This window comes from Stieleria mannarensis (assembly GCF_014154935.1).
Classification (GTDB): domain Bacteria; phylum Planctomycetota; class Planctomycetia; order Pirellulales; family Pirellulaceae; genus Stieleria; species Stieleria mannarensis.
Map to the genome: position 1 here is coordinate 119,406 of NZ_JACEHH010000006.1, position 24,150 is coordinate 143,555.

The following is a 24,150-nucleotide window of genomic DNA, read 5'->3' on the forward strand; positions in this document are numbered from 1 at the left end:
GACCCTGGGACAATAGGCCCCATGCGACGTAGACGACCAAGATGACCGACCGTGCGACCGCAACCGCGCATCGGTCTAATGGTCCCCGACGTCCTCTCGGTCCTCTTTCCGCGCCCCAAACTGCCGCCGGCAGGCGGCGATCACGCCGCAGGGGTGTGTCCGAAAGCCTCCGCGGCTTCCGCTACGGGCTAGTCCGAAAGCCTCCGCGGCTTCCGCTACGGATCGGACGCCTACTCGCGGCAATACTTCAGGGCCAACAGTGCGTAGGCGGTGACCAGGTTGCGATTGCCTTCCATCCAGCGATCGTTGCCGTCGTTGACCCACGACCCGTCGTCCTGTTGCTCGCTGACCAGCGTGGCGGCCAACTCACGCCGCCAATTGTGGTTGGTCCCTTCCGAATCGGTCACAACGCGAATGTCCGCGGCGGCCAATGCCTTGCCGAAGGTGTGGTAGTAGTAATACAGCCCGGCTTTTCCCATCCCCGGGTTTTCGTCCAGGGAATAAGTCTTTTGGATAAAGTCCATCGCGGCGGCGACACGCGGATCATCGCTGGTCAACCCGGCATAGATCATGCTTTTGAGCCCCGCGTAGGTCATCGAACCATAGCTGCGCAGCCCTCCGCCGTTGTCGCCGTCTTCGCTGACCACCTTGGTTTCCCCACCGGCCGCGGGCGTGTAATAAAACCCGCCGTCGCCGATTTTGTCGGCATGTTCGGTGTCGTTGCCGTGTCCGGCCAGGTTTTGCGTGCGGCTGATAAACCGCAACGCTTTTTGAATCGCTTCGTCGTCGGCGTCGTTCCCCAAATCCTTCAAGGCGTCGACCAGGAAGGAGGTGTTGGACAGGTCCGGCCGAGCATGCTTTCCGTAACCCGCGCCGCCATAGGCCGTGTCCGACGATTCCACGCCCTCGCCTTCATCCCACTGGATCTCCTTCAAGTAGGCTTCGGCGCGTTTGAGTTGACTGTCGTATCGATCGTCACGATTGGCGGCGACCAAGGCACCGACCGCCACGGAGGTTTCGTAGTTACGGTACATCGAACCGGTCGCATGGATCCCGCCGCTGGGACGAACGTTGTCCAAGATGTACTGCAGCGATTTCTGGACGACCGGCGAATCGACGTCCGACGGGCGGTGCTCCAGAATCGCGCGGACACACAGCGAGGTCACCGCGACGCCGGTTTCGGGGCTGAATGCACCGTCTGGCGTCTGACCGCGATTCTTCAAAAAACTGATCCCCAACTCGACACTCTTATCGATCGCCGCGTTGGTCTGGGCCGGGGATTCAAATTGCGACACCGTGCCGCCGGATCCGTCGCCACTCGACGCGACGTCCTGCGCAACCACCCGGCCTGGCAGCGCGGATGCCGTGATCAACAGCAGGCCCGGTAATGTGCGGGAAACGGTGGAAGCGAAGAATCTTGATACGTCGGATATGTTCATTCTGAATCGAAACCAAAGGGGCAGGAGGGGACGCGTGGGGCGGTTTGAACGTCACAACCGCTCTGATGACTATAGTTGCCCCAGTATTCTACGTTCCAAGCCGACATGCGTGCAGCTGTCGCGGTTGTGATGTCGAACGAAGGCCAAGGGGCTGATTCGCCGGCGCAAGTTGGTTTTCGGGTCGCGATACTCGCCAAGAGTTTCGCACGGGCGCGGCGACGACGCCCGAGATGATGTGCGAGACGCCGAAAGCCTTGGCGGCTTCCGCTACGACACGCACCCGCCATTTGAGCTGTGATCGACCACTCGCATCACCCAGCCACCGACGCTCGTGTCATGCGGCGCCCGATTCCTTCCCAACGTTGATTCCGATGCCAGCCACCGCAAGCCGATCGATCGAGACATCGCCGACGCTGTTTCGGTTGCGGACGCTGCCAGGGACCACCCTCGGCGGGGCCACTGCAACGACGATGACGCGTCCCCGACGGCGATCGTTGTCGCGCACCGATGCAAATGCGAATCGCGGGGCGTTGCGGTTGCGGATCGATCCGCCCCATGTCAAACGGCCGCCGCGATGGGCCGGCCGCAACAACGAAGAAGCGACGTCACCCGCGCCACCCGCACGTGATCCCGCCATCGACGCTCGGTCCAAAGACTTGTTCACCGACCATGCCGGCGATCTGATCGCCCGGCTCGGTCAATGGTCACTGCAGCTGGACCGTCGAGAGGCCGAACTGGACCGCCGCCAACGCGAACTGAATCAACTGCTGCGGTTGTTGCGTCAGCATCCGCAAGCGGAATAAAGCCACAGCGCTTGATCTCCTCGTAGCGGAACTCGCCAAGAGTTTCGCTCTCGGCGGCTTCGTCGCGTAGGGGTGCGAAAGCCTCCGCGGCTTCCGCTACCAATTGTAGGGGTGCGAAAGCCTCCGCGGCTTCCGCTACCTCTTCCTCACGCGCGGTCCGATCGGCGGGCGCCTACGCTTCGCCGGCTCGTTTGACGACCTTGTCGATCAAGCCGTACTCGCGGGCTTCGTCGGCACTCATGAAGCGGTCGCGGTCGGTGTCCGATTCGATCTTTTCCAGCGAGTGCCCGGTGTGATCGATCATGATCTCGTTCATGCGTTTCTTGATCCGACGCAATTCTTCGACGTGGATCTCGACCTCGCGGGCCGTCCCTTGCATGCCCGCCAACGGCTGGTGGATCATGATCCGGGCGTTGGGCAATGCGTAACGCTTTCCGGCGGCGCCGGCGGTCAACAGCACCGCCCCCATCGAGGCGGCCTGACCGATGCAGTAGGTGGCGACGTCACACGAGACGAACTGCATGGTGTCATAGATCGCCATCCCCGCGGTGATGCTTCCACCGGGGCTGTTGATGTACAAATGGATGTCCGCTTTGGGATCGTCGCTCATCAGGAACAACATCTGCGCGACCAGCGAATTGGAAATCTGGTCGTCGACCTGTTGGCCCAGAAAGATGATGCGGTCTTTCAGCAGTCGGCTGTAGATGTCGTAAGTGCGTTCTTCGCGCCCGCTCTTCTCAACGACGTAGGGAATCAGTGGCATATTTTGTTTCTTGGTTAGTTGGACTACAGGGGGGGAAGACGTGACGGGGGACGGATCAGTCCGCGTCTTCGTCTTCGACCGGCGGCTTGGTCAGGATGTCGTCGACCAAGCCGTATTCTTTGGCTTCGTTGGCACCGAGAAAGAAATCGCGATCGGTGTCCTTGGCGATCTTTTCAACCGGTTGCTCCGAATGGTTGGCAATGATCTGGTTCAACACGTCTCGATAGCGGAACATCTCGGCCGCTTGGATTTCGATGTCGCTGACCTGGCCGCCGACACCGCCCATCGGTTGGTGCATCATCACGCGGCTGTTGGGCAGACAGTAGCGTTTGCCCTTGGTACCACCGACCAACAGGACGGCCGCACCGCTGCAGGCTTCCCCCACACAGTAGGTCGCCACCGGGCACGACAGGATTTGCATCGTGTCGTAAATCGCCAGCGTCGCGGTCACGCTTCCGCCCGGGGAATTGATGTAAAAATGAATGTCCTTGCGGCGGTTTTCGCTCTGCAAGTACAGCAACTTCATCACCAACTCGTTGGCGTTGCCGTAGTGGATCTCGCCCTGCAAGAAGACGATGCGATTCTCTAGCAGCAAATCACCCAGCGTCAGTTGCCGCTGGCGTTGGTAACTCTGGTAGGCGTGGCTGGCGGAAAGCGGGTTTCCGGACAGCTGGCTCGCGGCAAGCGGGTGCGTTAACGGTGAATCCATAAAGTTCTTCGTGGTTGAAAAGCAAGGAAATCGCATCGGGATCAGACCGAACCAAGCCTGGTCGGCCTTGCTAGGACCGGTTAGTGTTCGCATCTGGAGAGAATCTGACAAGACCAGTGCGGTTGCCCGCAAGACCAGTCTTTCGGGCACACGGCCGGACCATGAGCCCAATATCGCCACTTCGATCAGGCGTTCTTGACCTTCAAGCCGCGGTTTGGCCGGCCCCCCAGCACCGATGGCGCCATCGAATTGCCCGTCGGGTCGCTTGCCTGTCGGGTAGCAAATTGAATACCAACCGCGATTCGGCCTCGCCGCCTTCCCTATCTTGACATCGGGCCGTCACAGTGGCATCAATAGAACCCGGCGACGAGCCCGGACTGCCAACCTGGCACGGAGTCAGTCGTTTTGTCGTCGCGGAACTCGCCGAGAGTTTCGCCCCCGGCGGCTCCGCTTGTCGTAGCGGAACTCGCCAAGAGTTTCGCCCACGGCGGCCCCGCTTGTCGTAGCGGAACTCGCCAAGAGTTTCGCCCACGGCGGCCCCGCTTGTCGTCGCGGAACTCGCCAAGAGTTTCGCCCACGGCGGCCCCGCTGGGGCGTGCGAAAGCCTTGGCGGCTTCCGCTACCATTAATACCACTCCATTGATGCCCCCAAACGCCATCCCGAATGCCCAACGAACACGACGACAAATCGAAGTGCCCGACCTGCGGAAAACGCTTTCGGATGGACGAAACCGACGCCCCGCCGTTCTGCTGCCAGCGCTGTCGGCTGATCGATCTGGGCCGTTGGTTGGACGAAGACATCGGGTTGCCGTTTGAGGACGACGAGTCGCCGAAAACGATCGACCCCGACCTGACTCGCTAAAGACCTTTACAGTCTCGCCGAAAACGGCAAAACTAACGGCTGATGCAACGAAGCCTTTCCCGCCGTCTGGGTGGGGAAGGTTTCTTTTTTTCAGTGACCCGTGGAGAGTGTGATGGTTGAATCGGTGCCGATGACCCGTGAGGGATACAACAAGATCAAAGCCGAAATCGAGCATCTTGATCGTGAGGTGATGCCTGAGATCGCCGAAAAAATCGCGTTGGCGCGCGAAGAAGGTGACCTGAAAGAAAACGCAGAATACCACGCCCAACGCGAGAACCAGGGCAAGGTCCAGGCGCGGATCAACCTGCTGAAAGACAAATTGGCCCGCGCCACGATCGTCGACATGTCCGAACTGCCGCGCGATGAAGTCGTCTTCGGTTGCACCGTCACCGTCGAAGACCAGGACGACGGGATGGAAGAGGAGTTCACGTTCGTCGGAGCCGGCGAGGACGATTACAAGACGGGCAAGATCCTGGTCACCAGCCCGATCGGCAAAGGTTTGCTGGGAAAAAAGGTCGGCGAAATCGCCAAAATCGAAGTCCCCGCCGGCTTGATGACCCTGAAAGTCATCAAAATCGAGTTCCCCGACGTGTAGAATCCGAACGGATGACGAGCGTGCCCGGCTCCTCGGCCGGGGTCCCGGGGACTCCCTTGCCGTACCTTACGATGCGATCCGAGTGTCGCCGTGTTCTCCGAACTCGGCGCGCGTGAAAAGCGCAGCTTTCCCCGCGCCGACCTCGGAGAGGACGGCGACTGTTTTGCCCCCATCGTTTTGCCCCTGACACCTAGCCCATGTCGACCTCCCCATCATCCCCAACCCCTGAATCCACCGAGGATGAAGGTCCCGGCTGCATGCCGGCGATCCTGGCCAGCATGGTGTTGATGGGCATTCTGGGCTTCTTGACCTGCGGGGTGATGACCTGGCTGATCTTCGACAAGCAAGACGAACTGGCGCTACGTTCGATGCGTGGCAGTTTCATCCCGGCGGTGGAACAGAGTCTGTTGGCGCCGGAGGAAAAGGCGGCCACGGTCAAAATGCTCAACGAGTTCGCGGACGAATTGGAGCGAGGGCGACTGGAAGGCTGGCAGGCCTCGGGCGTGATGCAGCGATTGACCCGCCTGCCGGTGCTGCAATGGGGGCAACTCCGCCGCGTCGAACTCTTCGTCGATGATCACTCGGACGATTTTTCGGCCGAGGATTCCGCCCAATTCGACCGATTGCGTCGGGGCGTGGAACGAAACAAGATCACCACCATTGACTTCGTACATATCCTAACACCGGTCCTCCAGTCCGATCCCGACAGCGAGCAAGCGGCGTTGGCCGAACCGTTGGACATCCAAGCGGTGGCCGAAGTCGTTGTGCGGGCACGAACCTCCGCCGACCGCGCGGAAGTCGATGCCAACCCAACCGACGACGTCGGCATCGACACCCTCGTCCGCCGCCAAATCGAAGCCGGGATCCAGAAAGGAACGTATTAGCAACGTTGGTGTCTAGCCTTTAGAAGGAAACAACCCTCCGTGTCAAATCCAAAGGTGGTGGTGGTCGGTGCCGGACCGGGCGGTCTGGCCGCGGCGATGCAACTGGCCCATGCCGGTTGTGACGTCACCGTGCTGGAACGCCGCGACCGCCCCGGCGGCCGGACCTCGGCGATCGAACGAGACGGGTATCGATTCGATTGCGGTCCGACGTTCTTCTTGTACCCGCGGGTCCTGAAAGAAATCTTCGCTAGCGTCGGCTACGACCTGATGAAAGAAGTGCCGATGGAGCGGCTGGACCCGCAATACCGACTGACCTTCGGCGGCGGCGGACAGCTCGACTGCACACCGGACCTGGAGGAGATGGATCGCCAGATCGCCAAACTCTCACCGGCCGACGTCGGCGCACTGGCTCGCTACATGGACGACAATCGCGTCAAGCTGGAAAAGTTTCGCCCGATCCTCGAGTCACCGTTTTCCTCGATCACCGACCTGATGCGTCCGTCGATGATCGCGGCGGCCAAGCACCTGCACCCGTTTCGATCGCTCGGGAAAGAACTGCAACGCTACTTCACCGATCCCCGGCTGGTCATCGCGTTCGCGTTCCAGTCAAAGTACCTGGGGATGTCGCCGTTCAATTGCCCCAGCCTGTTCAGCATCCTCTCGTTCCTGGAATACGAACACGGCGTCTGGCACCCGATCGGCGGCTGCAGTCGAGTCAGCGAGCGGATGGCGGAAATCGCCGAAGAGCTGGGCGTGACGTTTCGCTACGACGAACCGGTCCGCAGCGTGACGATGGACGGTCGGCAGGTCAAATCATTGACCACCGATCGTGGCCACTATGCCGCCGATGCGTTCGTGGTCAACGCCGACTTTGCCGACTGGATCACCCGCACCGTTCCCAACGCCAAGCGAAAACGGTGGAGCGACGATGCGATCGCCAAGAAAAAATTCTCCTGCAGCACGTTCATGCTGTACCTGGGAATCGAAGGCATCTACCAAGACCTGCCGCACCACAGCATTCACATCAGCGAAGACTACGAACAGAATCTACGCGAGATCGAACAAACACACACGCTTAGCGGCGACCCGTCGTTCTATGTCCAGAACGCCTGCGTCACCGACCCTTCACTGGCCCCCGAAGGCCACAGCACGCTGTACGTTTTGGTTCCGGTGACTCACCAAACCGGATCGATCGACTGGGAAAAAGAGGCTTCGGCGTTTCGCGAATTGACGTTGGATAAAATGGCACAGATCGGCTTGGGCGATCTTCGCGATCGGATCCGGACCGAGCACATGATCACCCCGCAGGGCTGGAACGAAGACTACGCGATTTACAAAGGCGCGACGTTCAACTTGGCGCACAACCTGGGGCAGATGTTGCACAAGCGTCCGCGAAACCGATTCGAAGAGTTAGGCGGCGTGTATCTGGTCGGCGGAGGCACCCATCCGGGCAGCGGGTTGCCGGTGATCTATGAATCCAGCCGCATCACCAGCGGGCTGGTGCTAAAAGATTTCAACGGAAAGATGTCGCGAAGGGAGATGGCAGAAAAATAGGGGGCAGAAAAATAGGGGGCAGAAAAATGAGAGGGGAGGAAGATCCGAGCTGTTTTCATGGCGGTCCTAATCAATCACCTTCGATCGCTACCGTCACATCTGGCAACAAGGAATTTGGGCAACAAACGATCCGCGTGACTTAACACCATTTTTCTGCCCCCTATTTTTCTGTCATCTTCTCTTACCGCGCACCATTTTCTTGTCTTGCTTCCCCACTCCCCATCATTCTGCCCCGTATCATTCTGCCTGTTCCTTCCCAACCACAAACCACCCCCACCGCGGCGTCAAATAGCGTTCAGCATTCTGCCGCGCGTCACACGCCACAAACGCACCTTTTGAGATCGTGATCATCCCCGGCATGTCCAGCGCCTCCTGGTAACCTGAGTCCGCCGGACCGAGGCATTCGTCGTCGCTGCCGACGGCACCGGTTTCGCGGCGGTCATCGACGGTGCCATCCAGGTTGTCATCGACGTCGGCTTTGCCGGGCAATCCATCGCGACCGGCGGTCAGCAAGACGGGGGCGGAGGCGGAGAAGCAATACGGTTGTGCCTCCACCGCGACATCGGAGATCGCCGCGGCCACGTCCTCCCGATCGACGCCCGCGGTCGGCGGAGCAAGTTGCCGGAATCGGACCAGCATCCCCGCCCGCGCGCCGACACCGCCGACAAGGACCAGCACGACCAGCAGACGAAACAACCTTCCCACGGCTCAAAACTCCTGAATCACCGTCTGCTGCCGAATCGTCTCGGCGGCAAAGTCATTGATGCGGATACTGATCTTGATCGCACGCAAGGGATCACGAATCGGGGGACTGAGTTCGATCGGGGTCGTGGAAAGGTTCTCTGGAATCTGCTCATTACCCGCGTTCTGATCGACGAACTCGCCCTGATTTCCGACCGCCCCATCGAACGAACTCCACCGGCGCACACTCACCGGACGCTGCAGGTTTGAAACCGTGCCAGGATTATTCTGGGCAACGCGGCTTTCCTGGAACCCCGGCACGCCGGTGGTCGCACCGGCAACGGCAAAGGCGTATTGGTAGGTCGGGACGACACCAAACTGGGCTGCCGAAAATCTGCCTTCCTGGTCCATTCCGTCTGACCCGTAACCGTCAGTCCAGGTGTCATAGACCGGCTGATAGAACGATGAGACGGTATTGGAACCGCCGGCGCTGGAAATGATGAACCGACCGCTCTGCTCCCACGACTTCGGGAAAAACGAGTAGTAGGCTGTCGGACCGGGACCAAAACGCACACTCGGGCTGCCGTTGTATTCGAACCCGCTGTAGGGGCTGGCGAAATCCTCGTAGCGTGAGAAAACCGTTGTCGGCGTCGGCGGTCGGGCAATCTCATTTCCGGCTTCGTCAAATTGCACCAGTCCACGCATGGGGCCACCAGCCAGGCGGGTGTAACCAAGGTCGACAAAGTCACCTCGATCGACGACATCAAAGACGGTCGCGGGAGTTTGATTCCAGTTGCTCAACGAGCGGTTGCCGTTGTTGACCAGGACTTCGTCGATACGCGGGTCATTGACCGAGACGAATTCATCGTCCGATCCGGGCCATCCAAGTTCCTCGGCAGTCTCGGCGGCAACGCCCCCGACGGTCAGACCGTCGTCGTTTCCGACATTTCCCGGCACACCATTGGGCCCGCGCCAGACGAAGCGTGGCGCGTTGGGGTCAAAAATTTGAATGTCAAAACCGACCAAGTCCTCGGCAATCACATCCGACCCGCCGCGATTGACGAACGCGACCGACGTGCCGCCCGCGGCGACATCGCTGACGCGGTCGGCCAGGTTGAACTCGGGCCGAAGAAACGTCGTCATCGTGAACCGCCCGAAGGTGTCCAAGTACGGTGCATCACCGGGCGGGCTGCCGACGACGTGGTGGGCCTGGGCAGGAAAGGTGGTCGGCGTCGACCCGGCCGACATCAATGGGTCGTTGGGGTCGGGCAAGGACGGCGGCGTGGAATAACGCGCGGTCAAATAGGGGTGCGGTGGGCAAAGTGCGATCTGTGGCATCGAGGAGCCTTCCGTGCCGGAAATCAGCGAATGTGGGATCCGAACGTGAGCGAAACGATTCTCCGGTTTGGACAACGCGTCCAACGAATTCGCACGCAGGATCGCCGTCGGCATGCCGTAGGTGGGTGAAACGGCCGGCGCGACGGTCGTCGCCGGAACACTCCAGCGGTCCGCAACTCGACTGATGGACAGATCCATCGCCTGTTGCAGCCGCGCGATCCCTGTCAACCAATTCGGTGAGGCATTGTTCGCCCCGGCGGACCACACCCCGGGAGCACTCAGAAAGGTGTTATTGGGAAACAGCGAAACGTTCGCACCGGATTCGTCCGAGACGGGAACGATTTCGACCCCCGAACCGTTGGGCACCAGGAAGGGGATTGTCGGCACGTTGCGGGTCGTCGCCGGCGTCGCCGGCACGGTGCTGCTGGCATTGGCCAGACGATTGACGGCATTCATCTCACTGGGTGTCATGTTCAAATCGGGACGAACCAGCAAGACACGACGATGCAGCTGCAAGCGATCCGGCAGCAGGTCTTCGTTCCGATCTCGATAAACCGGATACAATGAAAAAGCGCCCCCGCTGTCGGGCACCTGATTTTCATAGACAAGCGATCCGTCGGCGTTTCTTTCCCACTGCGGCGAAACCCAGTAGGCGATTTCTGCGATCCCGGAATAAAACGGAACCAGCTGGCTGCCATAGCCGGCGATGTTGTTGTAGTTCGTGATTTCAGCCGGAGACAACTGGTTGTTGGCATAGCGTTTCGCATCCAGGATTGCCCGGGGGATGAAACCGGCAAAGGGGGCGCCTTCTTTTGCCGTCGCGGTGAATGCCAAGAAATCGTCAAAGTCACCGAATCGACTGTCCGGGAAATACTTCTCGGCCAACGGCGTCGGATTGGCAACACTTCCCAAGATCGTCGTGGAATCGGTAAACGGCCCTTCGTGATAGACCAAGTAGCCTTCGGCCGCCCCTTGCTGGGCCGGCGGTCGCATGTCACAGGTGGCCCGCTGCAACTCGTCGCGCAATCGCAACGCCACATCGCGCAGTCGGCTACTGAGATCCAACTCCGACTGTCGGCTCGTAATCTTGTTGCTAAGCAACTTGTAGGCTCGAGCGAGACCGAGCATCAACAGAAGTGATGCCGTCAATGCGATCAGCACTTCGAGAATCGTGAATCCGCGCACCTTGCGTCGCAATTCTCTCGAACAATGGTTTTGAACAGGCGTCATAAATCATCAGTTGTGTATTGGAGACCGGACGGTCCCGTTGCAGGGACCGTCCTCATTTCGAAAATTTCTCCGGCCGCGGAAACGCTCATTCCTCGACTTCAGAGTAGAGAATCATGCGTTCGGCCCCCATGTCTTTGCCACGCAAGAACCCGACCGGAATGGTTCGATCGACCACGTAATTGGCGCGATGACGAATGGATTCTCCCGTTTCGTTGACGTACTCACGACCGACCGCACCGGTGGTCGGGTCAACGACGAAGTATCCGAGCGTCAATCGAATTTGAAACACATTGCTGTGATGCGTTGTCACCCCGTCCAATCGCGCCGTGTTTTGGTTGCGGAAATACGCATCGCGATCCAGATCACGCAAGTTCTTGTGCAATTCGGCCTGCGGACGTTCAAACAGGGCGCTGTTGACCAACGGCATTTCCAGTTGGACGATATCGGGGTTGCCGGGGGCGAGCGCCGGCAGCGTGACCGATCCGCCGTTGGTCGCGGCTTCGACATCCAGAGCAAAGTTGTTCGGTTCCGCGGCACCGGTTGTCACCGCATTGCGTTGCGCCGCCGTCATCGTCCGCTCATCAAAGTCGGGATGCGGCCGCATCAACATCATGTCGTGTGTCCGACGTGGCATACCGGGATCGTTCACATTGGTCGGGTCCCCCGGTTGCCGCATCATTCGCTGAACGGTCGGCGTGGCCGCAGCCCGCGCCGGTCCGAACACACCGGCGAAACGAGTGGGATAACGCCAGTCCAGATCGGGGTTGCCGTAGAACGTGGTCCCGTTGATGAATGCATCACCACGCGTCGTCGTGCTAAACCCTCGCCGGGCTTCAATGAAGCCTTTAAAGCTGATTCCGAAACCGGAATCCACGGTTTGCTGGAACAGATTGTTTTCCCCCATCGTCGCCGGAGAACCATACGTCGTGTCCAGTTCATAAGGCGTCGAAATCCCCCACGCGAACGATCGGTAAACCGAACCATTGGCATAGAGCTTTGAATTCAAGAACGCACTGGTAAACCCGTTCCCATCGGTTTGTTGGTTGTACGGGTCGGAGTAAATCTCGTTCCGCACCGCCGCTGCGGGCAACTGGTCTGGGTTCGCGGGGTCTTCTCCGGCATCAAGGAACTCGTGTCCCACGACCCGCGGATTCGTGTTCGACGCATCCGGATCAATAAAACCGCGGCCCTTGCGAATGTAGTCGGGCGACGTGTTGACGTTGATCTTGCCGGGGGTGCGGTTCAGACCGATGTAGTTGTACGGCGGTTGCAGCGTTTCGACTGCGCGATTGAACATCCGATACAGTTGAACCTGGCTGCCGGAGTCGAATTCAATGTCACGTCGAAAACGGGTCTTGAGAGGATCAAACCAACGCTTACTGTCAAACCAGACCGGTCCGACATCGACGTAGTCAAAGATTTGCTCGAAACCCGCACGATCGCCTGTGAAATCTTCCGGTGCGTCTTCGAATTCATCCGGGGCGTCTTCGATGATCCCCAAATTTTGCCGCCCGGTGGTGTCGGCGGTGCGTTGCTCGGAATACTTGACGTCGAAACCGAGCAGGTGTCGGAAGGGTTCGGCACGCTCGAATTCCTGGTTCGCCGCATGCCGCAGCGTTCCCGGACCAAACGTTTCCAACAGCGACGTCCGCGAAACCGCGGGAACGTTCGCCAGTCCATACGATGACTGGTACTCACGATTCATCCAGGGGACCGTCGTCAGCAGGACATCGTTGGGGCTTCCGACGTAGAACCGGGCGCTGCCAAAGTTATCCGCCAAGATTCTTGGCGACGTGCTTTGAACCGGGTAGCCATACTCGCGGTTGACGAATCCTAACGTTTGACAGAACGGTTGGGCATCGAATTGGACGCCCGTGTAACGTTCGGCATCGTAGTCGGTTCGCAATCCGGTCGCGTCGGTCGTCAGGTTGCCGTTGTCTTGCCACATGGCACCGAGATCGTACGGCCAACAGGCACCATTCGGGTTCGTGCTTTCGGCGACCGAAATCGCCGTCGGCCGCAAAATGCTTGTCGTCATGCTGAGCGGCGATCGCTTGGCCACCACGACCCGTTCGTAATCGGCCAACGTGGTCGGCGCGTTATTGATCGGCAGGAACACCGTCGCACCGCGGTCCTTTTCGAGGTCCGGGATCTTACGCCGCGTGTCGAAACGGACCAGCGGATAAAACTGATTCGCGTTGGTGTCGTCCCAGTCGGATTTGTCATCGACCGAATCATCGGTCACGACGGCTCCACCTTGCATTCGGTCGACCCGTTCGCGGACGTCATACTCGCCGTTGAAGGTGGTCAAATCCATCGGCATGAAGTCGACCGTGATGTAGGGGTTGTCGATCGGATGCCAGGGTGACGTCGGGTCGGCAAGCCGCTGCACGAACACCGTGGCCGCTTCTTGATGTGTGCCGACACCCCACCATTCATTGATGTTCAGCGGAGCCGTGGCACGATGGTCCAGCGGCTCATCGGGATGGCTTCCCGTTAGCGGATCGATGACAAACGGTGGGTTCCCGGCCGGCGGCTCTGGCTCTTGGTCGTAGTCGTGATAACCATCGACAAGGGGATAGGGCGTTGGGGCGGCACCGGACGGTGTCGTCTGGGCTCCGTTGGCGATCCGATGCGTCGGCGGAATATAGAAATTCTCGTTCGGCAACGGAGCACTGATGTTGAACCCCATGTCCACGTGTTCGGCGACATTGAAGTTCGTGTAATACTGTTGCCACGCGGCGCGATTGCTACCGGGGGCGTAGGGGGCGTCGCCCGTGTTGCGAGCCTGATGAGGAAACAGCGACTGACAGACCAGTGGCAGGATGTCGTCCACTTCATAGTACCCATCGGCCGCGACGTCATCGGAGTAGCTGGGCGAGTTGGGGTTGAGGTTCGCGTTGGTCGGCGTGCTGTCGTTGCTTAACGTGTAATAGTCCAGCCGCGAACCGGTCGTCGCGCCACGCAACCGCAAGACTTGAAAGGACGGTTGATAGGTCATCGACGACGGATCGGGACCTTTGTCTTGGCCAAAGTAGGTCTCGATTCGCGGGGCGACGACGGCGTATTGCCCCGGCGCAAGGTAAGGGTTCACCGCGTTCTTGCGATTGAACACGTTGTCCGGTCGCATCCCGCTGCGATCGTCCGAAACGCACGCCAAGTCGACCGGGGGAAGGTTCGTGAACCAAACGAATCGTTTCAGTTCCACTCTCGCCAAATTGCCGGCTGCAGTATCGGTGAAGGGATTCAGATCATCGTCCGAAAGCGTGACGTATTCCTTGCGGTCACCCGCCGGCGGTGTGTCGAACCGAATGGACGGTCGAATGTCGGCGGTATGACGCTGGAATTCCTCCCAGGTTGTGACATTGGCATCTTGGGCATTGGGCGTCCAATCATCCGACGCCGGATTCCCGTCCATGTCCAGGTAGCTCGGAGAATCGATTCCGGCATTCGACAAGTCACGTAGCCGATCAGCATCGAACGTCCAACGTGTGCTCTTGTTCGCAGCCCCCTTGTCCGGATTGCTTCCAGCAGATTCGCCGATCGCCAATCTCCAAACCGGGCTTCGTCTCGTCCCTGCGCCGACAATCCGTCCCAAGTCGAGCGCATTGTTGGTGTAAAGGTCTCCCGGCAAACTCGGCTGCGTTTCTCCGCTGCCGACGATCTTCGGGGCGAGAGACTGGAGTTCGACGAAGGCGCTCGCTTGCGGCATGCGGAATTGATCCATGTCGCTGTCCGAATCGATGGTCGGATCGCTGGTGTCATCGTCTTGCGGGTACTCACCGTCGGCAGTCACCTGAGAGCCGGAGCCTGCGCCACCGGCGGGCGTCTTGATCAGATTTCGTTTCAATCGTTTGTCGTGCGTCGCAAACGTCTCGGTGATCTGGATCTCAGGGCGTTCCATTCCCCAAACCGTGTTCCTGGCGGCGATGGTCAAATCGAAGCCGTTGCTGTCGAACGGATTCCAGTCGTAACGAAGGCGTGTGCATTTCGAGTCGACATCGCGATAGTCGACCGCATTGACCGCCCATTGGGCCAACCTTCGGGCGACAAAGCGGTTCTTGATGTCGTCCGAAGCGTTCGCGATGTCACCCGGGTAGGGGAAATCCGGGACCAAGACATTGCCGGTGCCCTTGTTTTCGATCAGCGCGAACATCAGGCAATACAGATGTCTGGCAAGCAATTCCGCCCCATCGGCCATCTTCACGCGAACCGACGGTGTAGTCGCGTCGTTGTCCAAATCCAGGCGGAGATCCCCCTGGTCCAAGATGCCGTCCCCATCGGTATCAAGACCGTCGAAATCCGCCGGTACCGTCGCGGAAGGACGGTACACCGAATTGGGCCCATAGTGAGCGCGCTGGCTGGCTTGATTGGCAAAGGCATCGGCGATCTGAGGAAAGGCGTTTTCCTGAGAGAACCGGTTGTTGGCCAAGTTGGCTTCTCGAACCACCGTGGGCGTGGACGAACGGATCGCCAGGAATGTGTCGATCTCGCTGGATTCGTCTCCGATGCCTTCGCCCGTGTCGTCTTGCTCGTTACCGATCTGACGATTCAAGTTCAACTTGGAACCTTTCCGTAACTCCAACGCCAGCATTCGGTGAATCTGTTCATTGCTGGCGACGCCCGTTCCGAGTTTGTCGGCCAGAAACTGCACGATTCCGTCTTCGCCCGGCAACTCCGGCGAATCGACACTGCGGCTGTCGGTCACCAACAAGCGTCGCAGTGCTTCGTTGCGATTGGCGGCGTCGCGGAGCAATTGGGAAAGACGACCGTTAAGCTCGCCACCGTTCTGGAAATCCACCAACTCGGCAGGCGTGAACGGTTGATCGTCACCGCGAATCTCCGTGGCACCGAACTCATAAGGCTGGTTGCCGATTTCATCTCCGGCGGCCAACTGATTAAACGTCTGGGTTCCGGTCCGAGGGTCCTTGCGAGTTTTCATGATCCCCGCCATGTCCACCGGTCGCCCCGCAACCGAATTGGCTTGGTGGTTGAGCGCTCGCCCAGGGAACGGGATCCGCGACAACAGATCCGCCGCCGGATTGGGCGTGACCGTGAACACTTGCGGCTGGAACCGCGTCCCGGCACCGGGGAAACGAAGGTAATTGGCCAGCGGAGTGTTGGGCGCCGAGTAGGGATACGGACTGGCATAGTTGTACGGTTGGCCTCCATACCGCACGTTCAACAGGTTGCCGTAACGCGTCAACAACACTTGATCGATCGAGATCGGAGCGCCGACCTGGTTCGTGCGGATCGGTCCCAGAAAGCCACTGCGAAGCGGCAGACGCTCCAGCGCAAAGAGCTGCGAAAAATCGATTTCTGCCGGGCCCAAACCTCCGCCTCGGCCGAACGAGTCGAGTGCTTGGTTGACGGCAAAATACTCGGCGTCGGTGGTGTAGCTGCCGGGGCCGGTGTCAAAGCGGCGATTGACCAGTTGGTTGTAACTGCCCGCATAATTGACGTTGATGCGGCCGTCCCAATCTTCGATCAGCGGCGCGATCATCGGTTTCAACACCAAACCGTCCGGCGCGGTGACCGTAGGCAATCCGAGGTCGACCCAAACACTGTCGGGCAAGCCATCTCCGTCGTTGTCCACATCCCAAGGCCCGTTGATCAGCCACTTTGCCAAATCTTCGATCTGGGTGATGATGTTCGGCAAGGGAACCGTCAAATCGATCGGCCGGGTCAAGATCGCCGCCGGGTTCGATCCCGAAAAGGCTGGTGCCCCGTCAAACGGATCGCCGTCGTCATCCAAATCACTGACGCCTGCGTTGTAATAAAAATGCGGAAAGTTCAACGGACGGAGCGTCGCGCGACGAATCTGCGTCATCAGCTTTTCCAGTCGCTGGGCGGCGTTGGGGTCCGTCGGATTCGCCTTGATTTGCGCAAACGTTTGCCCTGCACCCACCGGCTCGGTCGGCAGCCGAATCGGTGCGTTCATCAGGTAATTGATGATCGACGGTCGGTGAAATGACGGAATGATGTTCTGGCCCAATTGCCGATTCAGTTCCGCAGCATTCGGCCCCGTGTAAATGGGAACGAAGGAGGCGGAGTTCGTATCGACTCGGCGGTGATCACTGGGTTGCCAAGCCAGAAAGATGTTTTCCATATCCGCCGCGTCCCAGGCTTCATCAAGCTGGGGATAGGCGAAATCGGTTCCATTCCCGCCTTGATAGTCCGCACCGGTCAAACGAGAATTCAATGTGAATTCAATGTGTGCCGCAGGCTCGATGACCGCTCCGTTTCGTGCAAGGCCAGTCACGCCGGCCGGATTCAGGCCGGCTCCGTTGAAGATCTGGCCATTGACGACGAAACGGAATCCATAATCGTCGGTGTTGGGAAATCCCAATTCGCCGGTGTCGTCTTGACCATTGACCCCATCGTCATCCACCCCGGCACGCCCGGGTTGGCCATCCGGCCCGGGGCTGTACAGCAATCGGTTGGGCGAATTCTGGGCGACGACGAACAGCCGCTCCGAGACGCCATCAATCGTGATCACCTCGTCGCCGAACTCGCTCAGGTCGATCACTAAGTTGCCTGCCATGCTGTATTCGGCGTTGTCGCCGATGGTGACGCCCTGGTCCGGCGTTCCGTTGTCGGTGCCGAAAGACCGCACGATTCGAAACGGTCGGTTTTTCAGCGGCCCTTCATCAAAGGTCACGATCCGGCCGGTCAGCGCATCGTCCAAATCCATATGCAGTCGGTTGCGGAACGCTGTCGTGACGGGTGTGACATTGCCCGGTGCAGGCGCGACATTGATCGGTTGGCCCGAAATGTTTGGATTGGGATAATGCCATCGCGCCCAATTGGTGGGAAATTTGAAGAGCGTCGATTGCGGTTCTTGTTGGCCGTTCAGGGGCAGCAGCAATTGGCCTCGCGCCCGCGGAGGCACGGGCAGGGCGTTGGTTGGTGGACTCGGCTGAGACAAACGATGCGCCACCCGCATTTCGAGACCGTCGACACCGTAATAGTCTTCCAAAAGACTCGCCCCGAACGCGGCGCTACGATGATCTTCGGTTCCGACCAACAGTTGCAAGACCGCGCTTTCGATCGGCGGCGTGGCCGACAATTCCTGCTGGCGTCGTTGCTGGCTGGAAAACGACGATTCCGACATTTGGGAACTGAAGACGACAAAACTGATCACCAACACGGTGAACAACGACAGCATCCCCAACACGATCAACAACACAATCCCTCGCCGTGATCGGTTTGGACATCGGGTGGATCGAGAAATTCGTCGATTCATAGGCTTGTACATTGGCATCAAATTTCATCCCGCGATTCCGGGGCCCCGTTGAACGACATGGCTATTCCCATGCCCGCGAAACGGTGCGATCGCTGTTTGAAAAGAAAAGGCTCTCGACACATTAAGGCCGAAAGGGCTGAATGGGCATTCTTGCTTGGTGAACGAAATGCGATTCGTGCATTTCCATTTGAACGGGTGTGCCGGAACATCTTGCCGGCAACTCCATTGAACTAGTCAGGGTGGTGGCACATCAAAGTTGGACCTGGAAGGGTTTCACGCTGACCACATCGGGCATGATCACGACCACCGTCCCGAAGTCTTGTTTCTTGTATCCCGCCGGATCCGACGCCGACGTATCCATCATGTTGTCGTAATTAAACGCGGGTGCGGTGCCCCAACTCGGTTGGGAAGGTGCGCCGTAATAAGGCGCCGCGTAGGTGGTGGACGCCGGTGCAAACGGTTGAACTTGAATCGGATGAAACACCCAATCAGGTCCGCGAACAGCGACCTGGGTTTCGATACAAACGACACCGTTGGGATCCGTGATCACGGTCGGCTGGCCGGTCACATCGGAGACCTGGAACCACGCGAATTTCAACGTTTGCGGAACAACCGCCCCCGTAACCGGATCGGTCACGTATTCGCGGCGCATCAGCATCAACCAATCGTTGTCATTGAGGTTTGGTAACACATAACGACTGGTGCGAAATTTAAACTCTCCCCCGCCGCCGCCGACGAATGGTCCGTCAGCCACCGAGACGTAACCCAACTGCTCGCCCGGATAAAGCAACTGATCCTCCGGTGGCGGAGGCCCATTAACGATCGTCGGGTCGGTCGCCGTGTAGGGGCCCAATTGATGCGCCAACGCTGGACCGGCACCGGGCACCGTGACGACTTGACGGTCTTGCATCGTCACGACCGCGGCATCAAACAGGTTGCTGCCGGGTTTGCTGCGCGACATCAAGACGATCGAACTGAATCGTGAACTGACCGTGTTGCGGGTCAGCGAGTGAGCGGCGTTCGCACTGCGTTGAACGAACAACCCCGGACCGAGCGTCCGGTCCTTCGGATTGAACAACGAAAACTCGTCGCTGCGCAAGGTCAAGGCCCTGGCCCCCGCCGCCGAAAGCAACCCGGAATTCCCATCATGCGGGAGCGCCAGTCTGGTAAACCGAGGCAGGTTCCACATCGCAGGACTCGGAGCCGATCCCGGAACCGGAATGTAGGAATCGAGCGCATCGGAAGGAGAATATCCGACACAGTGATACCGCGGGTCAAAGCAAGGAAAAACGGTGCGATCGTATCCGTTGCGCAGCTGGTTGGGGTTGGTGGCGTTGGTGTCATCACGCAAGTTGTTGGTTGCACACAAAAACCATGGATCGATGCAAAACGCATCAGGCATGCGTGCCTGGTTCGTCGGAGCTCCGGTGTCGACGGGATAATTCACGTCGTACTGCGAAAGGTGGCTGCCGAACTCCGCCGTGCTGATGCTTTTGAAGCGAGCCGCCGGTGGGGCATTGAACGCATTGGTGTTCGTAAAACTGCCGGTCGGTGCGTTGAATTCGCTAAACGAGTTGTTGGCGACGATCACTTCGGTGAACGAACCCCGCAACCGCGCCATGTCGGTCGCCACCCGATTGTTGATCTCTTCGATCGCACGGTCGATTTGCAACGCATTGGCCGCGTTGTTGGTTGCCACGGGCAGTATCGAGGCGACCCCCAGCAAGCCGATGGTCAGCACCGCGATGGCAAACAGCACTTCCATGATGGACAGCCCCTGCCGTTTCATGCTGATGTGGCGCGGTATCGTGGGACGCATGGTGGGGTGTATTCGATGGACGATTCTTCGACCTCCGTTGAAGGTAAATTCGCGATGTCTCATTGCACAGCACCCCCGGTGGTCAGCCGTCGTGATTGGTGGATGCGGGCGTTGATCACCTGACGTGCGGTCGGATTGGCCCCCAGCCCGTAATACGTACTCAACACGCCGGCTGGTGGTTGTGTCGCAACCGTCCCCAAGCTGATCGCACCGCTGAGCGGCTGGACGCTGACCCAGGCGCAGTCGGGGTTGGCAAAATTGGGCACCTTCGTGGGTGTCAGTGCCGCCGGCGGCTGCGGCGTCGCCAGCGGCGGGTCGTTCGCGGTGACCTGATAATCCGTGCCGCCGATCGATTGGGGATAGCGGGCCGCATCGTCGATGTTCTCCAGGATCCCATCGACATAGCCGACGTTAAACGAGACGGTTGTCGACGGTGAAAATCGTGTCAGGTCAAATTTTTCGATTACCCCGGATTGAACATTCCGCACGTCGTAATGAACCCCGTTGAGCCGTCCGTCGGGAGCGAACATCACAACGACGTCGCTGAGCTCTCGGTCGACCTGCAAGTTCGGGATTTGATTCCCGGGTGCCGAATCCACGATCGCTTGTGCATTGAACGCGATCGGGGCGGTCGAGGGTCCGGAAATCGAAAGGTCGACCACCGTGCGGCCGACCAGATTGACCGGCGCCAGTGGGGCCCGGATCGGATTGACCCGGAACTTGAAGGGATACGGTTGGGTCAGCGACAACGCCATCGGGAATTCCCAATCGCTCGTTGCGCCGCGCCAGTTTCCCGACACCATGTTGTTTTCTGATGCCACGGTCAAACAGTTGAACGTGATCAACGTCCCATCGGTTCCCGCGGCCAGTACCGGTGCCAGTGCCGGGATATTGTTGCTGACCTCTGTGACCGCAGACTCCAAGACAAAGACGTAGCCCGATCCGTTGACGGAGAATCGAACTCCGGGGCGGATCAACGCCGAGGCGGCGGAGTTGATTCCCGACGCAAGCGCGTACAGCAACCCGGACGAACTGCGTGGGATGAAGAATTGTGGCTGTCGTGGATACAGCGGCGAGGTGGTCGGCGGCGTCGGCGAGGTGGTGTGGATGATCGGGTACGCGACCGCACTGTCGACGTCACCGCGGTACTCCATCGGCGACTGCACGTAGTAGAGTCGCGTCGCGTAGTTCGCGCTAAAGTAATTCAAGTTGGCGGGATTCCCCTCGCCGATGTCCCGTCGTTGGCGGGCGATCACCAAGCCGTAGGGGCGGCCCGTCCGGATCGCCTGGGTGCGGGCATTGATGAACGCCCCCTTGACCAGCGATGCGCTGCGACTGAGCGACGTCTGTCGCATGCTGTCCTTGAGCGTCGGCAACGCGATCGCCGTCAGCACGGACGCGATCGTGATGGCGATCAGCAGCTCGACCAGTGTGAAACCACACCTGCGCGTCGGCTGGCGATAGGATCGGAAGCTCATGCTATAGGTCTCCACCAAGCGAAGTGATATTGTCCCCCGCTGTCTCACGGTCAAAAGTGCCCCCCAATCCGCCGCCTTCGCGAGCGTTGCGAATCCCAAGGGCGCCTGAAAGTGTGAAATCGTGCGACGTGTGACCGCCGGAAATCGGTGCCATCGCAACATTGAAAAACGGATCGGGGTAGCGATAGGCCATGTTGAATCTTGGCGACGGGGTGTCCGTTGCGATACGAACCGCAGACGCACTGTAGAAATCTTTGACGCCCTGCTGAACGCCATCCTCATCGATCCAGAACGTGCGCCGGATCCCGAACTCCCCGTCCTGACCGGCGCTGATCACGACCGGCGGCAAGTAATACGGATGGTACGCCTGTTGCGGCGCGGGCGGCGTTGAGGCGAAATTCGCGGCGTCGTAACGGTAATCGCTGAGCAAAAAATCAAATGGATCGGGATCTTGTGGGTACTGTTGCGGCAAACTGCCTCCGCTGGGCACGAAGTTCCGAATGGCTCGCGAGGACAAACCGGCGGGGTTGCGGATCATCTCGTACGGGTTGCCCCAGGCGTCCAAGATTTCCAGAAACCCGTCGCCGTCGGTGTCACCGATACTTGTGCTGGGGATCCGGTCAATTGCCTTGCCGCCGAACATCTCGGTCGTCGCCAAAATCAGATACAAGCACTCGGCCGATTCGTTGGTTCGCGACCAAAAACGATCGGCGGGATCGGCCGGGTCATCCGAAAGCAAGTCGCCGTCGGCGAACTGATTGAATGGAAATTGAAACCCGCTGTTGTACGCCGCCGCGATTCCATCAACGGCGGGATCCGTGCAAGGATTATTGGCCAGTCTCGCGTCCAAGCTTGCCGCGGAATCCAACCCCACCAACGTTCGCATTCGATTCCACTGCGCCGGCGGTTTGATTTGGGCCACGTTCCCTTGCCATCCACCACCCGCGGTCCGGGTGCGGAATTGAAGCGTTGCTGGCGGATACAACAGATCAGCACGACACTCCGGAAGCACCATGCGAACCAAATCGCGGCGTGCCATCAGCACCAAACGGCTGCGTTCTTCGGCTTCGAACGACCCCGGGCTTGCGGCCAAACTGGTCGACGTGCTGCCCAGTCCACCAACGGCCCCTTGCGGCGTTGTCGCGGTCGTCCCATAGAACAAGGAAACCTTCGACAGCGAAACCTCATTCATCCGCGTTTGCAACAACTGGCCGATCGTCAGAACATCCGCCTGAGTTCGTTTGATGCGGGCATCGGTGGCTGCAGAGGCAAGCGCATAGGTCAGCATGCCGCCCAGCGTGACCATGACGGTCATCACCACCAACAACTCCACCAACGTGAAGCCCCGACCACAGCGTTTCGCTGCGTCAGCGTGGTACCGTCTATTTTGAGGATGAATCTGCATCACTGATTTACTTTGTTGCATTGAACCCGAACACACTCTTTCACACCGGTCAAATCATCACGGCAATTCGTCTTCAAAGGTGTTGGTAATGAAGTTCGACATGTTGTCGCGCATGCTGTTGGTAGCGCTCGGTACAAAGCCTGTGATATCGAACCGCGAGACCCCGGTCATCGGTTGCGCCGCGCCACCGACCACCAAGCCCAAGAGCACTCCGTCGGTCCGCCAGAAAACGGGCGCCGAATCGGACGGCCCGCCGCCGTTGCCGTCCAGCAGGTAGCCGTACCGCCCGTCCAATCCGGGGCCGAGCACTTGGAAGGAACTCGGGTTGGCGAACTGGTAGGAGGCGGCCGAGGCGCCGTAGGTTGCCGCAAAACCACCGGCGGGCGGCGTGTTGGGCTGAGTCGTGTAGACCGGGCGGATGCCGTCGATGCTGTCCGGATCCAAGCTGGACGTGTTCGAATCGCTCTCGTACGAGACGTACGCATTGAAGACGATCGGCGCCGCGGTGTTGCCGTTGTTCCACGCGTAGGTTCGAGCGTCGAAGTAAACGGCCGGTTTGTGCCCATCACGCAGCACATACGCCGGGAAGATATCAGGTGTCTGGTACAGAGCCGGCAACCCGGTCACGTTCCTCGGCTCGTCAGTGCTGACGTTGCGATCGTAGACTCCCGTCGATGAATTGTACGACGGGCCAGCCGCCGATTTGATGGAACTTAACAGCAGCCGCTCCGGTTCAAAATCAATGATGGGCGCATTCCGTACCGCTCGGTACTGGTAGTGAGAGGCGAGTGCGGGGTTGGGAGCGGTCGCCGTCCCGTTGATGTTGATCGACGGGGGCAACTCAAGCGGGCCGCCGGCACCGGTGAACGGATATTGCGGATCGCTGCTGAAACCACCCAGCGACCAGACCAACGCCTCGGCGCGGTCCATCACGAACGGATCGTAAACGGGGGCGGGGCTGGTCGGCGGAGTCGCGCTTGGGTCGTTGTCCGGAAAGGTGTCGCACAATGCAAACAGCAAGTTCAGCTCGCTGGTCGCGATGTCTGGAAAGATCTTCAAATAGTGACTTTTGACGATGTTCCAGTCCGAGAAATCCGGCGGATAGTCATTGTACTTCGTGTAATACGAATCAATCCCGCCCTCAATGTTCGTCAGTTCGGCCTTCATCGCGGAGCGTCGGACCGACTTCATGACGACACCGACAGCGGGAATGGCCAAGCCGGCCAGGGCGGCGATGATGGTGATCACCACCAGTAACTCGACCAGCGTGAATCCGCTTCGACGCGTGTCGCTTTGTTGACTTGTCATTCGTTTGCTCATCGCAGGGTTTCGCTCGATGGATGA

The 24,150-nt window shown here is 59.4% G+C and carries 15 protein-coding genes; 5 read left to right on the forward strand and 10 right to left on the reverse strand.

All coding sequences use genetic code 11. From position 1 onward, the window contains the following. Positions 1 to 230: 230 nt before the first annotated feature. Positions 231 to 1,439, reverse strand: coding sequence for a hypothetical protein (locus H1B37_RS06280; protein WP_182865777.1), 1,209 nt, complete (start codon positions 1,437 to 1,439; stop codon positions 231 to 233). 371 nt (positions 1,440 to 1,810) lie between these two features. Here H1B37_RS06280 and H1B37_RS06285 point away from each other — a divergent pair, with 371 nt between their 5' ends. After that, a complete protein-coding gene (locus tag H1B37_RS06285; RefSeq protein ID WP_182865778.1) occupies positions 1,811 to 2,242 on the forward strand; it encodes a hypothetical protein in 432 nt (143 codons plus the stop codon). Positions 2,243 to 2,414: 172 nt separating this feature from the next. On the opposite strand, the gene clpP is transcribed toward H1B37_RS06285, so the two are convergent. After that, on the reverse strand, positions 2,415 to 3,005 hold the full coding sequence (clpP, locus tag H1B37_RS06290; RefSeq protein ID WP_147868826.1) for an ATP-dependent Clp endopeptidase proteolytic subunit ClpP: 591 nt from the start codon (positions 3,003 to 3,005) through the stop codon (positions 2,415 to 2,417). Positions 3,006 to 3,060: 55 nt separating this feature from the next. Beyond that, positions 3,061 to 3,714 (reverse strand): ClpP family protease, encoded by a 654-nt coding sequence (locus tag H1B37_RS06295; protein ID WP_182865779.1) that lies wholly within the window; start codon positions 3,712 to 3,714, stop codon positions 3,061 to 3,063. Positions 3,715 to 4,378: 664 nt separating this feature from the next. On the opposite strand from H1B37_RS06295, the gene yacG reads away from it, so the two are divergent. The 4 genes from yacG (at position 4,379) to crtI (ending at position 7,609) form a co-directional block, all read left to right on the forward strand. Further along, the gene (yacG, locus tag H1B37_RS06300; RefSeq protein WP_182865780.1) at positions 4,379 to 4,576 is read left to right on the forward strand and encodes a DNA gyrase inhibitor YacG; all 198 of its coding nucleotides are present in this window, start codon (positions 4,379 to 4,381) and stop codon (positions 4,574 to 4,576) included. Between the two features lie 112 nt (positions 4,577 to 4,688). Beyond that, positions 4,689 to 5,171: a transcription elongation factor GreA gene (greA, locus tag H1B37_RS06305; protein WP_182865781.1), complete on the forward strand. Its 483-nt coding sequence runs from the start codon at positions 4,689 to 4,691 to the stop codon at positions 5,169 to 5,171. A 197-nt stretch (positions 5,172 to 5,368) separates the two neighbouring features. Then, positions 5,369 to 6,055 (forward strand): hypothetical protein, encoded by a 687-nt coding sequence (locus tag H1B37_RS06310; protein WP_182865782.1) that lies wholly within the window; start codon positions 5,369 to 5,371, stop codon positions 6,053 to 6,055. 39 nt (positions 6,056 to 6,094) lie between these two features. Beyond that, positions 6,095 to 7,609: a phytoene desaturase family protein gene (gene crtI, locus H1B37_RS06315; RefSeq protein ID WP_182865783.1), complete on the forward strand. Its 1,515-nt coding sequence runs from the start codon at positions 6,095 to 6,097 to the stop codon at positions 7,607 to 7,609. A 237-nt stretch (positions 7,610 to 7,846) separates the two neighbouring features. Here the strand turns inward: crtI and H1B37_RS06320 are convergent, their stop codons facing one another. The 7 genes from H1B37_RS06320 to H1B37_RS06350 form a co-directional block, all read right to left on the reverse strand. After that, the gene (locus H1B37_RS06320; RefSeq protein WP_182865784.1) at positions 7,847 to 8,314 is read right to left on the reverse strand and encodes a hypothetical protein; all 468 of its coding nucleotides are present in this window, start codon (positions 8,312 to 8,314) and stop codon (positions 7,847 to 7,849) included. A gap of 3 nt (positions 8,315 to 8,317) precedes the next feature. Continuing rightward, positions 8,318 to 10,858 carry a PulJ/GspJ family protein gene (locus H1B37_RS06325; protein ID WP_182865785.1) on the reverse strand — a complete coding sequence of 847 codons (2,541 nt, stop codon included), beginning with the start codon at positions 10,856 to 10,858 and terminating at the stop codon, positions 8,318 to 8,320. 85 nt (positions 10,859 to 10,943) lie between these two features. Beyond that, positions 10,944 to 18,044 carry a hypothetical protein gene (locus tag H1B37_RS06330; RefSeq protein WP_182865786.1) on the reverse strand — a complete coding sequence of 2,367 codons (7,101 nt, stop codon included), beginning with the start codon at positions 18,042 to 18,044 and terminating at the stop codon, positions 10,944 to 10,946. Between the two features lie 310 nt (positions 18,045 to 18,354). Then, a complete protein-coding gene (locus H1B37_RS06335; RefSeq protein WP_182865787.1) occupies positions 18,355 to 19,923 on the reverse strand; it encodes a type IV pilus modification PilV family protein in 1,569 nt (522 codons plus the stop codon). 59 nt (positions 19,924 to 19,982) lie between these two features. Then, positions 19,983 to 21,401 (reverse strand): pilus assembly FimT family protein, encoded by a 1,419-nt coding sequence (locus H1B37_RS06340; protein WP_182865788.1) that lies wholly within the window; start codon positions 21,399 to 21,401, stop codon positions 19,983 to 19,985. A gap of 1 nt (position 21,402) precedes the next feature. Further along, positions 21,403 to 22,806 carry a type II secretion system protein gene (locus tag H1B37_RS06345; RefSeq protein WP_182865789.1) on the reverse strand — a complete coding sequence of 468 codons (1,404 nt, stop codon included), beginning with the start codon at positions 22,804 to 22,806 and terminating at the stop codon, positions 21,403 to 21,405. Positions 22,807 to 22,863: 57 nt separating this feature from the next. Beyond that, positions 22,864 to 24,126 carry a type II secretion system protein gene (locus tag H1B37_RS06350; RefSeq protein WP_220498071.1) on the reverse strand — a complete coding sequence of 421 codons (1,263 nt, stop codon included), beginning with the start codon at positions 24,124 to 24,126 and terminating at the stop codon, positions 22,864 to 22,866. Positions 24,127 to 24,150 lie beyond the last annotated feature (24 nt).